This is a genomic window from Lactonifactor longoviformis DSM 17459 (genome assembly GCF_900129135.1).
Taxonomy (GTDB): domain Bacteria; phylum Bacillota; class Clostridia; order Lachnospirales; family Lachnospiraceae; genus Lactonifactor; species Lactonifactor longoviformis.
The window spans coordinates 1-19,900 of record NZ_FQVI01000012.1; the positions used below are offsets into that span (position 1 = coordinate 1).

Genomic DNA, 19,900 nt, shown 5'->3' on the forward strand with positions numbered 1-19,900 from the left:
TAATGGTTACCCCTTTCAGGGCGTGTCGTGCAGACCTCCCCAGGTACCACACGTTTCTTTCTCTCCATCCATCTGCCACATCTACCATACATGATTCCGGGTAGTTATTGGACTTCGACTTGTCATGCAGCCTTATCCTCATGCATAGCCTCTTATGTGGTTTCTGTTCGTCAGACCAGAGATTTGCCCATGGGTTCGTATGTTCCCCATATCCGGCTTCCTTCGGATTCCACCTCACAATGGACACCCTTGCCTTCGGCTATATCCTTCCCACCACCGGGCGGATTCCGGACTTGCACCGGTTAGAAACGTGCGCCGCCGGGCGCACATGCAGAAAAAGCCCGGAAATCTCCGGGCTTATATCCTTATCTTCTTATGCTTCTTTTCTCTTCCTTGAATAAGTAACAGCCATTCCGCCCAATGCGATAATAGCTACGATACCAGCCATTCCGAGAACATTGAATTCTCCGGTCTTTGGAGATTTCGCAGATGTGCTTGTTGAAGTACTGGCCGCTTCTGCGGCTTCCTTGTCAACTACGAAGGCTACTGGGGATAAAGAATCAAACGTAGCGGTAATCGTACCGTTACCGGCTTTTACATCCTTTGTAATTCTTTCCCAGGCAGAACCATTATAGTGAAGAACCGCAACCGCTGTTCCCTCTTTCACGCCAGGCACTGAAAAGGTAATCGTTACCGGAAAAGCGGTTCCTTCCGGAACACTAACTTCTTTCACATCCACTACCTGCATTCCTTCTTTAAAGTCAGCGCCCAGAAGCTCTTTAATCGTTTCCTCTTTCTTCACTTCTTCCACCGCTGCTTTATATTCTTCCGGAACGTCTTTGATCTCAACTGTAACTGCATTTCCATTGGCATCAACAGCACTCTCGGTCTTGGTTACCACGCCGTCTACGCTTACACTTGGCAAAGCGAAAGCTGTTACGGCAGTTGCCACAGTCAGCACTGCTGCGCTTAATAAAGCAATCATTTTCTTCATTACTTTTATCCTCCTGTCTTTTACTCCTCACTTGAAACATGAGTTCATTATAACACTATTGGTCCACTTTGTAAAACATTTCCATCAATAAATCCTTTAATTTTGCCTCGTCGATGATGTATTCTTCATGCTCTTCCCCGTTTTGGACCTCTCCGGGTACATACTCTGTCTCATCGTAGAGAAGCTGATATTCCGACAGCTGGTTGATCTGTTCCGCACTCAGGTCTGTCACCATATAAGAGGACACCAGGGGGTAAAAAGTTTCATAGTAATCCCCGGCTTTGCCTGCTTTTCCTTTCAGAGCTGAAATCAGTGCGGGCAGATACTGTACCTGGCGCTCCATGCGCTCATTATTGCTGCCTTCCTCGTTCGTATCCCGATAGCGGACATACTTTTCTGCCTGCTCTCCAGTGAGAGTGATGGTGCTCCCCTCTGTGAAGGCAGGGTCAATTCTCGTATAATCTTTTGGAACAGTAATGGTCACACCGCCCACAGCGTCGTTGATAGTACTAATCGCCTCTATGTTCAGGGAAATATAACCGTCAATGGGAAGATCATACAGCAGTTCAGATACTGTCTTCTTCATTGCATAACAGCTGCTCTGTCCCCCGCTGCCGTAGGCATACTGGGTGGCTAACTGCGCCTGCACTGTGGTATAGTAATTCCCGTTGGCATCGTAGATATCAACATCTGTCATGGAATCTCTGGATATCTGGAGAATTCTGGCTGTCTTGTCCTTCTTGTTCAGAGACAAGATCATAATACTGTCCGCCTGGCCGGCCTTCCCCGGGGTATCCTGGAGCACAATCTGTTCCTTTTTATCCACCCCCATAAATAAAATATTTTCTATATCACGGTTATACCGGTACTCCTGCCCCTGATAATACACAGAATCTGCGCTGGCCGGGGCAGTGGTGCCGGCAGTATCTTCACCGGATACCGCATCTCTCTTCTCTTCCATCCTTCCGGCCAGCCAGAAGATCAGGCCGCCTATGATCAGCAGAAGGATAAGAATAAGTATGGTCAAAATTACTGTTTTTTTCTTTTTACTGTTCATCTGTCAGCACCGCCTCCACAAGAAACCTCTGCTGCTCATTTCCGTTGCAGGTGGACAGCGTCAGAATCCTGTTCTCTGTGCTTACGGAAATGTCATCCCTCACATAGCTGGCCATGCTCCTGGCATCCCGGAGGGAATCCAGAAATTCCTGGTACTGCGTCTCCTGGGCAAAATCAAAGCTTCTCAGAATATGTCTGTTATCATAGGTCACCGCTGCAAATACCTGATAGGTATAAATGTGCTCCGGTGTGTAAATATAGATCAGCGGATGCTCTTCCATGTACGAACTGTCCATATATTTCTTCAGATGTCCGAACATAGTGCCGTCCCGCATATCGTGGCCGTAGATCACGGTGTTGGGATCGGTAAAGTCCCTTTTATTCAGAGATTCTGTGAAGATAGAACCCGGAAGGCCCTCTGCTCCCTCCACGGTATGGCTCAGATAGTAGGTGTCATCCTCCGGCCGCTGAACCATGGGGTAGTCTACCTCGGTATCTGGAATGCGGATCCAGGCATAGATCTCAGGATTCGTACTCTGCAGCCCCGCAAAATCAATGGGAATCTCCGGCTTTTCTTCCTCCGCAGGAGGCGGAGTTTCCACTTTTGGAGGCTCTCCCTCTTGTTCAGGTTCTTCTTTCACCTGGTTCTGCTCTGCCATTTTCTCATACACAGCTTCCTTTTTCTGCTGGCTGATGTAATAATATGCCCCAAAAATGACAGCCCCCAGAAAGATTACAAAAAAAACCCAGAATAATTTATTGCTTCTTTTCACTCAATGCCTCTTTCTTATGTTCCTTCAGCGCGCGCTGCTTCCCTGCTTTCTCCTTTTCCCTGCTCTTTACATAGGGTATGGTTGCCAGAGTTGGCAGTCCAAGATATCTCTCAACGTCTTCTTCTGTCTGAATGTTGTCATTCAGCATAAAGCGGATGGCAAGGACCGCGCATACCAGGACGATACCTGCCAGGAAGCCAATGGCCGTGTTCTTCTTCATGCTGGGACTTACCGGCTTCTCAGAAACCTCCGCAGGTTCTACCGTAGTGGGTGGATCTGCTTTCATAATGTCAGCCATCCGGTCCGCCGTCTCACCGGCCACCGCGTTGGCTACAATACAAGCATCCTGAGGATTGGCTGAGGTTGCGGAGATTGTCAGAATACGGGTCCCTGACTTATTGCTCACCTGAAGCATCTCCAGAATATCCTTTCTCGTAAAGGACTTCCCCTCTTCCTCTTTGATCCGCTCGATAGCAGCATCGATCACTGGTTTACTGGTTGCAATCACCTCGAAATCGGCGGTAAGCTCTGTACCAATCTGAATATCTGCCAGGGAAGTCACACTGGTGGTTTTGTTCAATATATAGAGCAGCGCATTGGACTGGTACATAGGTGTCAGCAGACCTGCCGTAATACCCAGGGCTATGATCCCCCCCATAAACGCACAGATTGCAATGAGCCACCATTTTCGCAGCAGTACATGGAGAAGGGCTCCCAGGTCAATTTCCATTTCATCTTCAAATTCTCTGTTCTTGTTCATCTTGTTCCCCTTTTGGAATGTATTTCACGTTTTCTCTTTTAGTAATAGCTGGTGTACTTTCCATAGTAACCGCCGTATTTCTTCCCATAATAGCCATTGCCCTTGTAATCTACTTTATTCAGGACAACGCCCAGGACATTGCTGTTGGCAGCCTTCAGCTGGCCCACCACGCTTTTAGCCTCATTCCTGGAGGATTTGTCCGCTGCCAGGACAAGGACGGAACCGTCACATATCTTGGCAATCACTGCCGCGTCAATGACACTTCCAAGAGGCGGAGTGTCTACGACTATGTAATCAAAGGTACCCTTAAGCCCCGCCACCAATTTTTCGAATCTGCCATTGCTCAAAAGCTCCGTGGGATTGCTGGGAAAGATTCCTGAGGGAATCATAAATAAGTTTTTCTTGTTGGTGGAATAAATCACATCATTAGCTCCCACCTGTCCGGAAAGCAGATGACTGAGTCCTTTGGAGGGATTCTTCATATTAAGTCTGTGAACCAAAACGGATTTCCTAAGATCCGCATCTACAAATAACGTATTCTTTCCGCTCTCTGCCAGAGCAAGCGAAAGGTTATAAGACACCACTGATTTTCCGTCGTTGGGTGTACAGCTTGTAACCGCGATGGCCCGGTTCTCCACCCCTGTAAATTCCAGATTGGTTCTGAGGGTACGGTAGACTTCTTTCTCCCGGTTGCTCAGCTCCACATCATCTCTAATTTCTAACTTTTCCACTGATATTTTCTCCTCTCAGTAATTTTTCAGGATTATCTCTGGTAATGGTAATCACACAGTCTTTTCCGGCCTTTTTTTCCAGATAGGCAAGGCACTCCTGCATCTTAGGCCGCCGGTGCTCCCACCCATGGGCGTCGGTTCCTATAAAATGAATCAGGTCACGGCGTGCCAGCCTGAGAAGTAACCGCCGCATCTGCCATCCGGCCCGTCCGGTGATACTGGATGCGTTGACCTGGATATATGCGCCTATATTAACGATCTCTGCAATCTTTTCTTCCTTCAGCAGGTTTTCATAGCGTTCTACATGTGCCAGCACCGGCAGATAGCCGGCGTAGCGGAGCCTCTGGACCGCCCTCCGGACATAGCTGAATTCTTCGTAAATCGGAAATTCCACCAGCACATACCGGGTATGATTCAGGGTAAGGGCGTCCCCGGAATCCAAGGCTTCTATGATTCCCTCACTATAAAATAACTCATTGCCGGGATATAAGGCTACCGGCAGCTTTGCCTTCTGAATATATTGGGAGAGGCTCTCAAAAGCTTCCGCCCTTTTTTCTATGACTGCCTGGTCCATGCCGCACTCAAAATGCGGGGTGGTTATGATGGCATCAATCTTCTCACTCACGGCAATGGCAAGCATCTTCTGGGACTCCATTATATCACCTGCACCGTCATCTACACCTGGTAAGATATGGTTATGTACATCAATCAACAATATTCGTTCTCCTCATCTGTACTCTATCCTGCAGAATCCGTATTCTATTCAACAGTTACCTGAAGCTTCTCTACATTAGACTGATGTCCGTCACTGTCTGTCACGGAGTAGGATACCTCGTAAGTCCCGGCCTGTGAAGTCTTAACCTCTCCGCTTACACGGATTTTACGGTACAGATCTTCTCTTGAGTCCTTATCATCGGTAATCTCCCGGATGTAGTCCATGTAATTAAACTTTGTCCCTTTTTTCAGCGTTATCTGGTGCTCTGTCAGCCGGAAAGCGGGACTCCCTTCCGGAAGCTGGGAGATGGCAGCTTCCGTTTCATCCGCAGAGGGAGCCTGGGATTCCGGAGCGCCGCCTGTCTCCTGCGCTTCCGGAGTCTCTTCTCCCGTGTCCGGCGTATCTTCTGCTGTATCCTTTGCCTCTGTGTCTGTATTCTGATCTTCCGGGGGCGCTTCGGTGTCTGCGCCGGCTGCACCCTGGTAGTTAATTTCACATTGATATTTGGTTACATTATTGTGCTTGTCAATGGCAACAAAAGTAACCGTTGCCTTATTTCCTGAAAGGGCAGGTACGATGCTTTCAACCATCAGGGTGTCGGAGACATCCCCGTCCTTTTTGTCAATGGCTGTTACTCCTCTTAAAAGTTCCTCTTTGTCCTGGCCTTCCGTGTAAGTAAGGTCAGTTGTCTCATCGATCTGTATTACAGGGCCTTCTCTGTCTGTTGTATATACTAAGCAGGCTACGCCGGCGGTTATGATGATACATCCCGCCAAAATTAAAATAACAGACTTCTTCATTTTTTGTTTTGCTCCTTCTTCTTTACATAATGTTCCAAAGTCCCCTAAATGTCTACGTTTTCAAGGACAATTGCCACAAAGGGATTTTATCATATCTAAGTAAATAAGTCCACTAAGTCTTCCGTACGCTCACGGTATTTGTAATCAGACAGCCTGCCATACACCCCAGTGCATTATGAATCATATCATCCCATTCAAAAAGGCCTCTGCAAAATACCAGCTGGCAGGTTTCAATTACCGCAGATACCAGGAATCCCCACAGCAGCCCCTGCCGCCAGGTTACTTTCCGGTGCAGAAGGATGGGAAACAGTATTCCCATCGGAACAAGTAAAATACAGTTCAGCAGGTTTTCTTTCAGCAGCTCCCTGTTATGGTTTACGATGACTTCCCTCCAGGACCAGAAGAGCTGCAGCTCAAACTGCCGCTTGGAAGGCATCCTGGTAAATACAGTGGAGCCGAATACAATCGAAAGGAAGAGCACCAGAGATATTCCGGCCAGCGCCTGGGAGGGCTTTATCTTTTGATGCCGGAGCAGATAACCTGCCGCAAACAGAGCAGCGGCCAGCAGCAAGGCGACACAGAGCATTTCCCGGGCCGTCCACGGTCTGTTATGTGTAATTAAAATCTGATATACGTCCAATTAGCTGCTCCTTTATTCTTTGCTGCGTATGCCGGTCAGCTACTTTTTCCCTTTCATGTACTTCTTGGCATCTTTTAAAAAGCTCCAAACAATCAACACCATTATAAAGCCGATAGGAAACGCGGAAACTATGCTCACAGACTGCAGGTTGCTCATAGAACTTTCCGCAAATATAAGTGCAATGGGAAGCAAAATCAATAAAATGCACCACATCAGCTGGATTCCTCTGTGGGGCTGTTCCCCTTCCTCCAAAACGTGATAGCTGTAACAGGATGCCGTCAGCGCAATAGAGTCAAATGAGGTGGCATAGAAAGCAATCATAGTTACCAAGACTACTACTAACACCAGGGGTGCACAGGGCATGGTCCCGATAATATCCGTAATCAATCCGTAGGCATCTCCCGTCTCCTTATATTTTGTCAGGAAATCCGCAGTTCCATTCATCTGTTTTCCCAAAGAATAGTTGCCCAGGATAATAAAGCTCATGATCGTAGAGCCTACACCAAAGACGTATCCGCCCAAAATGGTCTGTCTGACGGTACGCCCCCTGGAAATATTGCCGATAAAGAAGGGGGCGGCCACGCACCATACCATCCAGTACGCCCAGTAATAAATGGTCCAGTTTTGCGGAAAGGAGGTTGTCCTCTGTGGATCGGTGGCAGTTGCCAATTCAAAGAAATTCTGAACCATCCTACCCAGAGAAGAAAATCCTGTTTCTATGATATATCTGGTCTCCCCGCCGAAAAACAGAACGTATGCCAGAAGGCCAAAGAACAAGTAAATACATGCCTTTGCCAGAATACTGATTCCCTTAAAGCCGTGAAGCAATGAATATGTATAAATAAAGCAGGTAATGACAAGTATAACGGCTGTCACAACGGAACGATTGAGCTGGATGCCGAACAGACTGTTAATGATATCAACCATCAGCGGGGTCGCCACACTAAATGTAGTTGCTGTACCCGCCAGCAGGGCAATGACCGCCAAAAGGTCTATGAGTCGGCCGGCTATGCCATCGGTATGTTTTCCAAGAACCGGGCGGCATGCCTCCGAATATTTCTGACGTTTTCTCTTTCTTACATGAAGCATAAATCCAAAAGCAACGGCAAGAACCAGATAAAAGCCCCAGGGAATCAGACTCCAATGAAATATGGGGTACACACTGGCCCAGTCCTGAATACTTCCCATCTCTGCGATATGGGGATCTGCCGCATACATGAACCATTCTGAGAAGGAATAGAACAGAATGTCTGCCGCCAGTCCGCAGGTGAACATCATGGAACCCCATGCAAAAAAGGAATACTTCGGTTTTTCTCCCGGATCTCCGAGAACTATGTCACCGTATTTTGACACGGCCACGTAGATGGAAACTAAAAAAATGCCGAGTCCTATGATTAGGTAATAGGTGCCAAAGGTATTTCCGAAGAAATAGCGGATTTGGCTCAATACGGCGTTGGATTGGTCCGGCATGAAAAAGAATAGAACACACAATACCACGATAAGCAGGAAGGGGACAAGGGTTATCATCCAGTCGACTTGTTTCTTGATTGGTTTTTTGTTTGAATTATTGTTCACTTTTTTTCTCCATAAATGTAGTTTAGGCTCTCGGAAGGTACAGTCTTTTGCTGGTATAGAATTGAGACTGCTCAATTCTATATGAATGCAATTATGTCAGTAGAATTACTGCTGCAGCTTCAAAGATGTATTTCTTCGGCACATTTAAGTTTATCTTCCTGTGCTGGTTTTGTCAAATTTATATTCTATACAAAGGATCTGTCTTTGATTTATCATTTATATTTACAGTATCTGCTCACATTTTCTACTATTAATCGTAACTATAGCCATGTACTGATGCACTGTGTTTTTCAAGTCAATCTTACAATCTCCAGTATTTCATGCCGGAGGCTTTTAGTTCCGAAACCTTATAAAGCCCCTTAACATCAATAAGAACTTTTTCAGAGTTATTACTAGCTTTGAAAAGCTGCTCAATCTCATACAAACTAAGTTTCTTAAACTGATTATGTGCAACTGCTACAATTACGCAATCCGCATCCTTAACATCTTCCAGTCTAGTCAAAGTAACACCGTATTCAAGGATAGCCTCTTTCTCGCTAGCCCACGGATCAACAACAACTGGTACGATCTCATATTCTTTTAAACGTTTAATAATGTCATCAACCTTGCTATTTCTAGTATCTGAGCAATTTTCTTTAAATGTTAGTCCAAGTATTACCACCTTAGAGTTTTTCGGAGCTTGACCAACTGAAATCATATTCTTAATAGCAGCATCTGCAACGAATTTGCCCATACTATCATTAACAATACGGCCATTAAGAATAATCTGACTATGATAACCCAGTTTTTCCGCCTCATAGGTAAAATAATATGGATCAACTCCAATGCAGTGTCCTCCAACAAGTCCGGGACGGAAACCGAGTGCATTCCACTTAGTGTTCATGCCGTCCACAACCTCGTTGGTATCAATTCCCATACGGTCAAATACCATGGCAAGTTCATTCATGAAAGCAATATTAATATCGCGTTGACTATTTTCTACAACCTTAATAGCCTCTGCGGTTTTAATTGTAGATACCGGATATGTACCAACTTCAATTACTAAATCATATATTTTTTTAATTTCTTCTAAAGATTCTTTATCCATACCAGAAACAATTTTTTGGATGTTCTCCAAACGATGAACCGTATCTCCTGGATTGATACGCTCAGGGGAATAACCGACTTTAAAGTCAACACCGCATTTCATACCCGAGACTTTTTCAAGAATTGGAACACAGACATCCTCAGTAACACCAGGATAAACAGTAGATTCATATACAACAATACAACCTTTTGTCAGGTTACGTCCAAGAATTTCACTAGCGCAAATAACTGGTGTCAGATCAGGTGTATGGTCAGTATTTACAGGTGTCGGAACTGCAACAATGTGAAACTTTGCTTCACGAAGCTTTGTTTCATCCGATGTAAATTGTACAGTAGTATTCCTTATTATCGCATCTCCGACTTCCTTGGTTGGATCAATACCTGATTTATACAATTCGATTTTCGTTTTGTTAAGGTCAAAGCCTATAACATTAATACCTTTCATTGCAAACGCAACCGCAATCGGCATTCCTACATAGCCAAGGCCAATTAATGCCAAGTTTGCTTGCTTGCAAATAAGTTTATTATAAATTGACATTTTAATCTCCATTCCGCCGCCAAGCGGCGGCACAAATAATAATGAAAGTGTTCCAACTTCTACCCTATGATGTAAAATAGTTAGTAAGAAGCTATACTACAAGGCACGGAGAGGGGAGTTGTAATACTTTCTTCGTTTTAGACAGCATTTTAATCAGTGTAAGTTCTATCTTTTCAAGCACAAATAAGTGGTACTACGAGTCCGTACACTAAGTATTATTTCAACTTTTTAGTTTAATTGTATGGCAATTCAGTCAATAGCTTCTGTTCTATTATGAAAGGAGCTTGACTTATGAAAGTTACTTACCAAACCTGTTGTGGTGTCGATATTCACAAATCTTTTCTCGTTGCCACAATTATTAAAACTACTGGTGGAATCGAGCCTTCTTATCAAAAAATGCTTCTCTACCTTTAACCACTCGATTATCTAATTCAAGCTTAGCTTCTTGACAATAACTGCCGGGATGTCTGCATGAAATCTACCGGTAAATACTAGATTCCTGTCTTTAATTCTCTTGAAAATGAAATCAATATTACTATCGCTAACCCGAAACGAGTAAAAGCTGTAAAAGGTAACAAAGACGATACGAAAGATTCTAAATAGATTGGTGACTTATTCCGTCTTGGACTTGTGAAAGGCAGCCATATTCCTTGTAAACCAATTCGTATTATACGTGAATATACTCGCTATCGTTACAAACTTATTTTCTGCCGTTCCAGTAAAAAGAATCAATATCAGAATGTGCTTACTGTTTGTAATGTCACATTAGATTCTGTTGTTTCCGATATCTTTGGGAAGTCATCCACATCCATTATCGATTACCTGCTCGAACAGTTTAATAACTCTATTAACCACGAAGAAATTGCTTCAAAACTTCTCAGACGTCTCAAATCTAAAGAAGATGCTGTTATAGAATCCATCGAAGGATACCAGATGACTGATTCCCCAAAATATCGTATGCGCTTCTTCCGCGCACATATGGATTTATCACAGCTGAAATCAATGATATGGACTCTATGATAGAATCTTTGATTTCTACTAACGCTGACTATGAAAATGCTGTCCAGTTGCACTCCATTCCGGGTTTTAAACATGATAGTGCTTTCATCATCATCTCCGAAATTGGTATTGATATGTCTCAGTTCTCGAGTTCAAAACGCTTATGCTGCTGGGCTGGACTTACACCCGGAAGCTATAAATATGATGGTAAAAAGAAATCTATTCGAATTACACATGCCGGTGTCTACCTTAAACCTGCATTGATTCAATGTGCTCATGCCGCCGTAAAATTCGATAAATCTCCTTACTATAAGAAAAAATATGAATCTCTTGTCAAACGTCGTGGCAAGAAAAGAGCCATCATTGCTATTGCTCGGATGATTCTCACCGCTATTTACCAGATGCTGTCTACTGGCGAAGAGTGGGCTCCGAGTGATTTGTATAAAATTGATATGCCTGAAACACTTGTCCAAAAGCAGAAAGATAAGGCTATCAAACAAGCCATGAAACCTCTTCAAAAGGAGGGATTACTTCCTCTTAATGAACCACTGGCTCCTTAAACAAAACTGTTAATTTATAATTTCAAAAAGTTGTCTGTTATAGACAGCTTATTGAAGTGCGCCCATTTATGGCTGTCCTCTACTTTCTTTCACACTAATCTTCATTATCTTATTTTTCCAATATGTCTGCAATTCTCTTACAAGCAAAGCCATCACCATAAGGATTACAAGCCCTAGCCATAGCATCATACATTTTTTGATTTTCAAGCAATAATTTACAATTATTATAAATATCTTTCTCATTAGTACCAACGAGTTTAAGTGTTCCTGCGGCAATTCCTTCTGGACGCTCTGTTGTATCACGCATGACAAGAACAGGCTTACCTAACGAAGGAGCTTCTTCTTGAATGCCGCCACTGTCTGTTAAAATCAAAAAGCTTCGTGCTAGGAAATTGTGGAAGTCAAGTACATCAAGCGGTTCAATAAGGCGAATGCGGCAACTGCCTCCAAGCTCTTCATTAGCTGCCTTACGAACTACTGGGTTCATATGAATTGGATAAATTGCCTTGACATCAGGATGCTCATCCATAACATTACGAATTGCACGAAACATATTGTGCATCGGTTTACCAATATTCTCACGACGATGAGCTGTAATCATAATAAGTCTACTATCCTTTGCCCATTCTAATTGCGGATGAGTATAGTCTTTATAGACAGTAGTTTTAAGTGCATCTATGGCAGTATTCCCGGTAACATAGATTGAATCAGGATTCTTACCCTCATTTATCAGATTTTCTTTTGAAAGTTCAGTCGGGGCAAAATTATACTTTGCTACAATTCCAACTGCCTGACGGTTAAATTCTTCAGGGTAAGGGCTATATATATTATATGTACGAAGTCCGGCCTCCACATGTCCCACTGGTATCTGTTTATAGTAACAAGCAAGCGCAGTTACAAAAGTAGTCGATGTATCACCATGAACCAACACAACATCTGGCTTTACATTATCAAGAACTCTGCCTATACTATTGAGAATGTTTGTGGTAATGTCAAACAACGTCTGTCTGTCCTTCATAATAGACAAATCATAGTCAGGTATAACGTTGAATGCATCAAGTACTTGGTCGAGCATCTGACGATGCTGACCAGTTACACATACGACTGTATTTAGATTTTCTCTTGTCTTCAGTTCATTAACAAGAGGACACATTTTTATTGCTTCGGGACGCGTTCCAAAGGCAAGCATAACTGTTTTCATATTATTGATCCTTTATCATTAAATTTTATATGTTCCGGGTAAGTCACAGCATCTACGAGTATCAAATACAATTTTTCCTTTTAACTTATTCATGTTCTCTTTAATCTGATTATGGCTTACCATTATAACGATTAAATCGATATCTCCAAGGAACTTATCAAATTCATGATACTGGTTCGGAACAATATCATGCTCAAAATATGGGTCATATGTCTTGAGCGGTATTGCAAGATGTCTTTCCTGGCTTTCTAGAAGCTGAAGTGTAGGCGATTCACGGGAATCATCAACATTTTCTTTATAAGAAAGTCCATAAAGTCCTACACGAGAAAAATCCGAGATATTATTCTCTTTCATGATCTCATAAATTCGATTAAGTATGAAATCTGGCATTCCATCGTTTGTTTTCATCGCTTCATCAATAACTTTCGCCAAACTCGGATAATCGCCTACCAAGAACCAAGGATCCACCGATATACAGTGGCCACCAACACCTGGACCTGGCTGAAGTATATTTACACGTGGATGCATATTACAAATACTGATAATCTCATAAACATCCATATTATCATGGCGACAAATCTTCGCAAGCTCATTAGCAAATGCAATATTAACTGCACGGAAAGTATTTTCAACAACTTTGGTCATTTCTGCAGTTCGAATATCTGTTACAACAATCTCTCCTTGACAAAAGGAAGTATAAATTTTCTTTACCTTTTCTCCAATAGATTTATCATCTGCACCTATTGTACGGTTGTTATGTAGAAGCTCATAGATCATATTACCTGGTATGATACGCTCAGGTGCATGAACAAGGTTAATATCCTCACCAATTACGTAGCCGCATTGTTGTAAAGCCGGACGAACATACTTGTCGATAGTTCCAGGTGAAACAGTAGATTCAATAACAACTGTGGCGCCCTTCAGGCATACATCCATGATTGATTTGATAGCAGATACTACATAGCAGGCATCTACCTTTTTGCTAAATTTATCATACGGAGTAGGCACAGAAACGATGTAAGTATCTGTAACCTGATATTCTGTGGTAAATTTAATGCCAGCGTTAAGAGCTAAGTTAAATAGTTCTTCTAGTCCTTCTTCTTTAAATGTTGTTTTTCCTACATTCAATGTTGCTACCAACTCCTTGTTGTAGTCAGTTCCGATAACCTCTAAACCATGAGACGCCATCATCAAAGCGGTTGGAAGACCAATGTAGCCAAGCCCAATTACGTTAATCATTTTTTTCTCCTTATTATCTCTATAATCTTTTGGTTTACAAAAAAGCCTATATTTAATACCCTTTTACGCAAGTATATTGATATCACATCATACGGCGTGAAATATGCCAGACAATAGTGATAATCAACATAATTTATAAGTTGCCCTATCTTTCTTCTTACACGGACAACTGGATTCATATTTACCATTTTTTTTTCTCTGCTTTTTTCATTTTCTACCGGTGCTGTTATCATAAGATCTTTATATTGATAATTTGTAAAATCAAAAAAAAGCTTTCGATTATATTTGCAACTTATGTTAATAGTTTCCCAAAATGCAATAAGCTCATTGTCCCAAAGCGGTAAATACCAATCGTAGTCATAATATTCGTAAAGTTTAGTTTGACAACAAATAAACTTTGCTTGGCGTTCACGAACATTATAATTCTGAAAAAGATTAAATGCCCTATCACTCGACAAAATATCAGGTTCGTTTCGAAGCAATTCATCATTTATCTTGGTTTTAAAATAGCTCCGCGTTTTAGATGATAATTTCCTTTTTCCTTCAGAATAATGTTTGTAAAGTATATCTTCCATTAACTGTTGCTTAGTAATGACATCATTCTGTATGTATTTCGGTAGAATAACTGAACCTGCTATAGCGTCAAACGAGTGTCCTGGTACAAAAACCGAATTTTTTGGAAAAACCCCTTTTTTATGAAGGTAATCTACAGCATACCAGTCCTGTATGCATACCGAAGAAACACCATTAGAATAAAAATTAACAAGTTCGTCAAATTTATCTTTAAAAAGTACCTGTAATTTTGGAGGTTCATATTCTACACAGTGCCACTCTATATCCAGAAATTTTGCAACCTTTTCGGAAGTAATTGCTTCAGAATTCCCTCTTGGTCCATAAGTATAAGTGACAATTTTATCATATTTAAGACGTTTTAAATAGTATGCAACAAGGCGGGAATCGTGCCCCCCGCTCAATGGAATCACTGCACATCTACCATCAAGAAACTTTATAAGTCTTTTAATTGCTTCAACAAACTTTTCGTCAATCATCCGGAATAATTCATACTTATCAATATATTCTACTTTTGCATTGTCGAACTTATAATAGTACTGTCTACTCACTTTTCCATCGGATATTATTACAGTTTCTCCTGCCATGACTCCTTTGATATTACAGGCAACGGTATCATTTCCAGATATAAAAAGGCAACTATTAAATTCCTTCAATGCCTGCCTATTTCTGCCATGAGTCTTAATCATTTCAATAGAAATGTGGTTATAAACAAACACATTATCATTCTTGATTTCATAAAACAGTGGGATTGTACGCTCATGATCAGCGGCTAAGAACACTGTGCCTGAGAGCTCAATAACCAATGCAAAAAAACCATTGACTTCTTTGACAAACGCAGTTGCTTGTTCAACATTTTGTATACTTTCTAGAAGCTCTTTTATATCCTTCTCTGTCAATAGACAATTATTTCTAAAAATCGTTCCCACAAAGTATCCGTTTTCCGTCTTTATCCACGTTTTTTTCCTGTTATACTCAAAATCAAGGTGTACAAATAACCGCAACTCTTTTCTCCTTTTTCGTTTTAAATAATTTGTTTATTACAGGTTTTAGTAAAATGTAACCACATAACAATGGATGAAATTATATATGCTATGATCGCCGCATATGCAATACCATTTACCCCCCACTTATAAATAAACACGTAGTCCAATACTGCATGTATAACACAGGTTACAACTGAAACATAAGCATTAAATTTTGACTGACCAATAGCCGCCAAGATATTAAGAGGAACCATTCTAAGAACTGCATTAACGGCACGCATCGCCCACAATGAATATGAAATATTCGCCGCATCGGCATATTTTTGTCCGTAAACGAGACCTATACTAAACGGTGTTAAAAACATCCCTATGATAGTTATAATGATAATGATAATACCATTTATAAGAGCAATATTGAATACTTTTTTCTTTATCTCTGTACCATTCTTCATAGCAGCAATTATTGGAAAATAGTATACCATAACTGAACTTGTAATAATCGGTAACATTGATGGTATAATACCTGCAACTTTAAAGTTTGCAGTAATAACTTCGTCCTTAATGAGATTATTGACAATAAAGGCCTCGTTTATCGGCATCATTCCCGAAAACAGATTAGCAAACATTAGAGCCATACCAGTCATAATGAATCTTTTATGTTCTTCTCTTCTTAGGCTTTCAGATATTACATGTCCATCTACTTTTCGAATGTACATTACTGCCATAATGAGTACAGCAATAACAGCAATATATCTTGCAAAAACAACCCCGATGGCATCCAAAAACAATACAAACAGAATACTAAAAACACAAACAATAATAGTTTGAGATGCTCCTAATCCTGCGTATAATTTATTATTACGTTTTACTCTTATGAATGCCTGAAGCGTATTAAAAAGATAGGTTGTTAAAGGATACAGCAATAAGATCCACATATATTTTCTAGCTTCAGGAAATGGAATACCAATAAACTGCACACCTACACATAGCAGCAATGCAGTAATAACTTCAAAAAAGCCGCCATACTTCAATGCTTTGCCAAGATAGTTATGCTGTTTACCAAGACTTACATTAGGAGTGCAAACAACCAATAATGCACTTGCAAGGCCTAATCCCGTAAAAAGACCAATATATGAATATAGATTATCAGCATAAGATAGATAAGCATATTCTGATTTGTCGACAAACCTAGCAATAAGTATACTAGATAAAAGAGCAACAAATTTTGACAAAAAATTTCCTAATATGATATAAGATAAGCCATTGAAAATAAGGCTTTTTAACTTTTTTAAAATAATCTATACCCCCCTATATTATCTCTTACCAGAGAATTTCTTTTTTAGAAGATTATATTTTGCTATTTATCCGTTTATATTCACGGCATATATCCATAGTCAAAGATATTATATTTTTCCCCCGCAAGGTTACTGCCTAGTATCTTTCCGATTTTATCGTATACATTTTGCTATAATACAATATACTGCAGTAATACTGTTATCCGTCCATGTCTCATACTATATAACAATATCTCTACCACTAACTAAAAAATTATTACTATATCATATACTCCAAATATATCAGTTTCATCATGTATCATATTATATAGTTACACCACAAAAAGTAAGATACTCTGCCACAAATGATTTCTTCTTTGTCATTTTTTAACCCAATTTACATCTGAATCCAAACAAATCACAGGAAATATTATCCTTACTCCTCAAAATATACTATAAAGTCTATCATTATAAAGTTCAACTACCGATATTTTAAGAGTTTATATTATATGCATTATTGTCTATTTCCATTTTTTTTATCAACTTTGCAGGATTCCCTGCAACTATACAGAATCCCTCCTTAAACGATTTTGTTACAACAGCACCGGCACCGACTATAGTTCTACAACCTAATTCTACCCCTGGCAAAATAATACTATTCATACCAATCCAACAGTCTTCCCCGATAATTACAGGTTTAGCGTCATCATGTTTGTCCAAATCCCAAGCATTGTGATTGGCAGTTATTATTCCAACATTAGGAGCAATCCAAGTACCCTTACCTATCGTTATTCTTCCTTTACCTTGAAAATAACAACCAAAATGCTGAAAATTATTTAAATCATCAGGATGGAACTCAATATTAGTAGCACCAACAATACGGCTATCTGCCGAAGCTGGCCATGGACAACTAAGGTTTGTCCCTCTCCGGTGACAATTTGGGCCGTTTTTAATAACCCAATTCCAACCAATATAATTTTGCTCTGCCGTAAACCAACGGCCAGAAAGATATTTACTATCATAATGATATACTTTAGCGTATGCCTTACCTATAATAGTTTTAATTTTTAGTTTTATACCCATATATTCACCCATCCTTTATAACTTTTAGCATTTCTTCTAACTGAAGAAATGCTACTTCATCGACCGAAGGCCATGTCGAAAGTGCAACTTTTTCCCCTTCCACTAATTTTTGAGCAAGTTCTCTATTACGGTAAATTTTTTTACAACATTTTACAAAATCATCAGAATTTTTCGAATCGTATATTAATGCTGCATTTTCTGTATAAGCTTCAGTAAGTCCTGATACATTGGACATCACCACCGGTTTTTTATGTATAGCTGCATCGAAAATTTTAAGTGGTACAGCACTCTCAGTTGAAAGCATTAATGGACGGGGCATGAGCATAACATCAAAAGTTTGAGTCAACTCATCAAACTTTTCCTGTGAGACTGAGCCTGTAACGATTATTCTGTCCTCAAGACCATTTGCCTTAACATAGGATTTCACTTCGTTCTCCATAGGTCCTCCTCCAACTATCATAATTTTCACATCAGATGCAATATTGAGGATGTCCTTTGCATACTTTAAGAGTATTTTAATTCCTTGAAATTCATATAGAGTACCTGAATAGCCGTAAATAAAGCTTTCACTTTCCCCATAATGCATAGTATCAATATAAAAGCTCCCTTTATTCAATCCATTAGGAGTATAAACGATGAGTTCTTGTGGATACGAAAATCTGCATGCAAAATTTTTTCCTGCATTTTTTGAAAGAACGAAAACTCTTTTTATAAATTTTTTATCAAAATACCACTTTCTTAAAATAGTCAAAATTGCCTCTTTTATTTTATTCGGATTTGGCTCTATAGCATGACATTCATATACAATAGGTATTAAAATATTCATGCCTTTTAATTTCCTTACGTATGTTTCTTCATGCACAAGAATAATATCAACCTTTTTTTTACGTATAACGCTTTTAACATTTGCAGTTAGTTTGTTACAATCTGTATATCTTAAAACCTCAACATCCCTAATGGTTTCTTGAGAATTTTCCGAACTGTTGCCATCACAGGTCATAACCGTAACCTTATTTCCTTGGCGACTAAAAGCCTCACACATGGTCGATATCCTTTTTGCATTGCCACCATTGGTTGGTTTATATCGTCCGCCTATAGATAATATATACATATCAATTTTCCTTTCTTATATTTTTATGCTTTTTTATTGTAATCATCCCGAACGCCAATAGCATCCAAAAACCTTGTGTGTTCCATAACTCTGTCGAAAATAAAAGTCGCGGAACTGATGTACAGAAAAATAAAGCAAATAATGAATATTCTTCGTTGGTAACCTGTTTTCCATTGATGAAAAATACTACTATTTTTACTAGTGGTACTATAATTATAATAAATAGTGCTATACCGCCTTCATAGAGTATCTGCAAAACAAAATTATGAGTCCAACCGCCATGATTAACTGAAAATCCACCAATCCCATTTCCCCATAAAGGTGATTCCAAAAAACCATTCCATGCATATATATATAACTCATTACGGTTGTTTGTAACATTACCCAGTCCGATCATTCTATACATTTTACTCAATGCCGATACTTCAATGTCCCTTTGACTTAAAAGATTGTATAAGATAGCAATAATTTGCTCGTAAAAAAACACAGAACACACTAACAAAATCAATAACAATATATTTAAAATTTTCTTATTTCTTAATTTATTACTATTGGAATTTTTTCCTTTTATAGAAACTAAATAAATCAATAAAAGTAGTGAAACTACACCTCCTCTATTGGCATAAAGAAAAAACTTAAATAGCATTAAAAGACCTGGAATATAAAAAAGTTTTAATAAAATTCCTGAATAGCGGCAATATATAAAATGAACAATTATAGTAGCCAAACATGGAAAAATTGCATATGTCCATGTCATAGGTTCATACAAATTATGTGCATTAAAAATCAACTCAAAAATGCATGTGATAGTTGAAAATACATAAGATATATTAATTGTTTTTCTAAGATCGTAATCTTGCATCATAATTACTGCAATGCCTATACCCCAAGCAAAAAAGTTTAACATTAATGTATATATCATAGGAGAAAATCTATAGTATATATACGATAATATAATAGCTAACAGCAGTAATAAGTTCATAAAAATTACATTTCTAATTAGTCTCATTGGCGATGTCAGACATAATAAAAAACCAATAAATAAAATTATTATAACAAATACATCTCCAAAACCAGAAATGGCTGGAAAAAGTATTCCCACCAAAAGACATATTGAATTAAACAAAAAGGCCATTGCAACCAAACAAGAAGTTATAGTATTCCGCACTGTATTCATGTGTAATTTTGTTATTGTAATTGACATATACA

The 19,900-nt window shown here is 39.8% G+C and carries 17 protein-coding genes and 1 pseudogene; 1 reads left to right on the forward strand and 17 read right to left on the reverse strand.

Annotated elements, in window-relative coordinates:
- Window positions 1–373: 373 nt before the first annotated feature.
- The 10 genes from BUA56_RS12065 to BUA56_RS12110 all read right to left on the reverse strand — a co-directional run bounded on the left by BUA56_RS12065 (window position 374) and on the right by BUA56_RS12110 (window position 9,668).
- A complete protein-coding gene (locus tag BUA56_RS12065) occupies window positions 374–994 on the reverse strand; it encodes an LPXTG cell wall anchor domain-containing protein (protein WP_072852060.1) in 621 nt (206 codons plus the stop codon).
- Window positions 995–1,049: 55 nt separating this feature from the next.
- Entirely contained in the window at window positions 1,050–2,051 is a 1,002-nt protein-coding gene (locus BUA56_RS12070) for an LCP family protein (RefSeq protein ID WP_072852063.1), read from the reverse strand.
- On the reverse strand, window positions 2,041–2,823 hold the full coding sequence (gene srtB / locus BUA56_RS12075) for a class B sortase (RefSeq protein ID WP_072852065.1): 783 nt from the start codon (window positions 2,821–2,823) through the stop codon (window positions 2,041–2,043). Before srtB ends, BUA56_RS12070 begins: the two co-directional genes overlap by 11 nt.
- On the reverse strand, window positions 2,807–3,583 hold the full coding sequence (locus tag BUA56_RS12080; protein ID WP_072852067.1) for a YveK family protein: 777 nt from the start codon (window positions 3,581–3,583) through the stop codon (window positions 2,807–2,809). The genes srtB and BUA56_RS12080 overlap by 17 nt, the downstream gene beginning before the upstream one ends.
- Before the next feature lie 38 nt (window positions 3,584–3,621).
- Complete coding sequence (locus tag BUA56_RS12085) at window positions 3,622–4,314, reverse strand: CpsD/CapB family tyrosine-protein kinase (protein ID WP_072852069.1); 693 nt, start codon at window positions 4,312–4,314, stop codon at window positions 3,622–3,624.
- Window positions 4,295–5,029, reverse strand: a complete 735-nt coding sequence (locus tag BUA56_RS12090; RefSeq protein WP_084067902.1) for a CpsB/CapC family capsule biosynthesis tyrosine phosphatase — start codon at window positions 5,027–5,029, stop codon at window positions 4,295–4,297. Before BUA56_RS12090 ends, BUA56_RS12085 begins: the two co-directional genes overlap by 20 nt.
- A gap of 44 nt (window positions 5,030–5,073) precedes the next feature.
- Entirely contained in the window at window positions 5,074–5,829 is a 756-nt protein-coding gene (locus tag BUA56_RS12095) for an immunoglobulin-like domain-containing protein (protein WP_072852073.1), read from the reverse strand.
- A 112-nt stretch (window positions 5,830–5,941) separates the two neighbouring features.
- Window positions 5,942–6,469, reverse strand: coding sequence for a VanZ family protein (locus BUA56_RS12100; RefSeq protein WP_072852075.1), 528 nt, complete (start codon window positions 6,467–6,469; stop codon window positions 5,942–5,944).
- 39 nt (window positions 6,470–6,508) lie between these two features.
- Window positions 6,509–8,044 (reverse strand): BCCT family transporter, encoded by a 1,536-nt coding sequence (locus BUA56_RS12105; protein ID WP_341443422.1) that lies wholly within the window; start codon window positions 8,042–8,044, stop codon window positions 6,509–6,511.
- Window positions 8,045–8,345: 301 nt separating this feature from the next.
- The gene (locus BUA56_RS12110) at window positions 8,346–9,668 is read right to left on the reverse strand and encodes a nucleotide sugar dehydrogenase (RefSeq protein ID WP_072852077.1); all 1,323 of its coding nucleotides are present in this window, start codon (window positions 9,666–9,668) and stop codon (window positions 8,346–8,348) included.
- A 291-nt stretch (window positions 9,669–9,959) separates the two neighbouring features.
- Between BUA56_RS12110 and BUA56_RS24075 the strand changes: the two are divergent.
- A pseudogene (locus BUA56_RS24075) lies at window positions 9,960–11,227 on the forward strand (IS110 family RNA-guided transposase).
- A 109-nt stretch (window positions 11,228–11,336) separates the two neighbouring features.
- Here BUA56_RS24075 and wecB read toward each other — a convergent pair.
- The 7 genes from wecB to BUA56_RS12150 all read right to left on the reverse strand — a co-directional run bounded on the left by wecB (window position 11,337) and on the right by BUA56_RS12150 (window position 19,895).
- Window positions 11,337–12,428 (reverse strand): non-hydrolyzing UDP-N-acetylglucosamine 2-epimerase, encoded by a 1,092-nt coding sequence (gene wecB / locus BUA56_RS12120; protein ID WP_072852078.1) that lies wholly within the window; start codon window positions 12,426–12,428, stop codon window positions 11,337–11,339.
- Between the two features lie 18 nt (window positions 12,429–12,446).
- Window positions 12,447–13,667 (reverse strand): nucleotide sugar dehydrogenase, encoded by a 1,221-nt coding sequence (locus tag BUA56_RS12125; protein ID WP_072852079.1) that lies wholly within the window; start codon window positions 13,665–13,667, stop codon window positions 12,447–12,449.
- The gene (locus BUA56_RS12130; protein ID WP_207650935.1) at window positions 13,664–15,166 is read right to left on the reverse strand and encodes an asparagine synthase-related protein; all 1,503 of its coding nucleotides are present in this window, start codon (window positions 15,164–15,166) and stop codon (window positions 13,664–13,666) included. Before BUA56_RS12130 ends, BUA56_RS12125 begins: the two co-directional genes overlap by 4 nt.
- 95 nt (window positions 15,167–15,261) lie before the next feature.
- The gene (locus BUA56_RS12135; protein WP_341443426.1) at window positions 15,262–16,521 is read right to left on the reverse strand and encodes an oligosaccharide flippase family protein; all 1,260 of its coding nucleotides are present in this window, start codon (window positions 16,519–16,521) and stop codon (window positions 15,262–15,264) included.
- Between the two features lie 468 nt (window positions 16,522–16,989).
- Window positions 16,990–17,580, reverse strand: coding sequence for an acyltransferase (locus tag BUA56_RS12140; RefSeq protein WP_072852082.1), 591 nt, complete (start codon window positions 17,578–17,580; stop codon window positions 16,990–16,992).
- A gap of 4 nt (window positions 17,581–17,584) precedes the next feature.
- The gene (locus BUA56_RS12145; RefSeq protein WP_072852083.1) at window positions 17,585–18,691 is read right to left on the reverse strand and encodes a glycosyltransferase family 4 protein; all 1,107 of its coding nucleotides are present in this window, start codon (window positions 18,689–18,691) and stop codon (window positions 17,585–17,587) included.
- Window position 18,692: 1 nt separating this feature from the next.
- A complete protein-coding gene (locus BUA56_RS12150; protein ID WP_072852084.1) occupies window positions 18,693–19,895 on the reverse strand; it encodes an O-antigen ligase family protein in 1,203 nt (400 codons plus the stop codon).
- Window positions 19,896–19,900: the final 5 nt, after the last annotated feature.

What these genes read in the sequence shown, in the direction of transcription:
- BUA56_RS12110 (WP_072852077.1), bottom strand. Translation starts at nt 9,668, where the DNA reads ATGTCAATTTATAATAAACTTATTTGCAAGCAAGCAAACTTGGCATTA.
- BUA56_RS12140 (WP_072852082.1), bottom strand. Translation starts at nt 17,580, where the DNA reads ATGGGTATAAAACTAAAAATTAAAACTATTATAGGTAAGGCATACGCT.
- BUA56_RS12070 (WP_072852063.1), bottom strand. Translation starts at nt 2,051, where the DNA reads ATGAACAGTAAAAAGAAAAAAACAGTAATTTTGACCATACTTATTCTT.
- BUA56_RS12150 (WP_072852084.1), bottom strand. Translation starts at nt 19,895, where the DNA reads ATGTCAATTACAATAACAAAATTACACATGAATACAGTGCGGAATACT.
- BUA56_RS12125 (WP_072852079.1), bottom strand. Translation starts at nt 13,667, where the DNA reads ATGATTAACGTAATTGGGCTTGGCTACATTGGTCTTCCAACCGCTTTG.
- BUA56_RS12080 (WP_072852067.1), bottom strand. Translation starts at nt 3,583, where the DNA reads ATGAACAAGAACAGAGAATTTGAAGATGAAATGGAAATTGACCTGGGA.
- BUA56_RS12095 (WP_072852073.1), bottom strand. Translation starts at nt 5,829, where the DNA reads ATGAAGAAGTCTGTTATTTTAATTTTGGCGGGATGTATCATCATAACC.
- BUA56_RS12145 (WP_072852083.1), bottom strand. Translation starts at nt 18,691, where the DNA reads ATGTATATATTATCTATAGGCGGACGATATAAACCAACCAATGGTGGC.
- BUA56_RS12065 (WP_072852060.1), bottom strand. Translation starts at nt 994, where the DNA reads ATGAAGAAAATGATTGCTTTATTAAGCGCAGCAGTGCTGACTGTGGCA.
- wecB (WP_072852078.1), bottom strand. Translation starts at nt 12,428, where the DNA reads ATGAAAACAGTTATGCTTGCCTTTGGAACGCGTCCCGAAGCAATAAAA.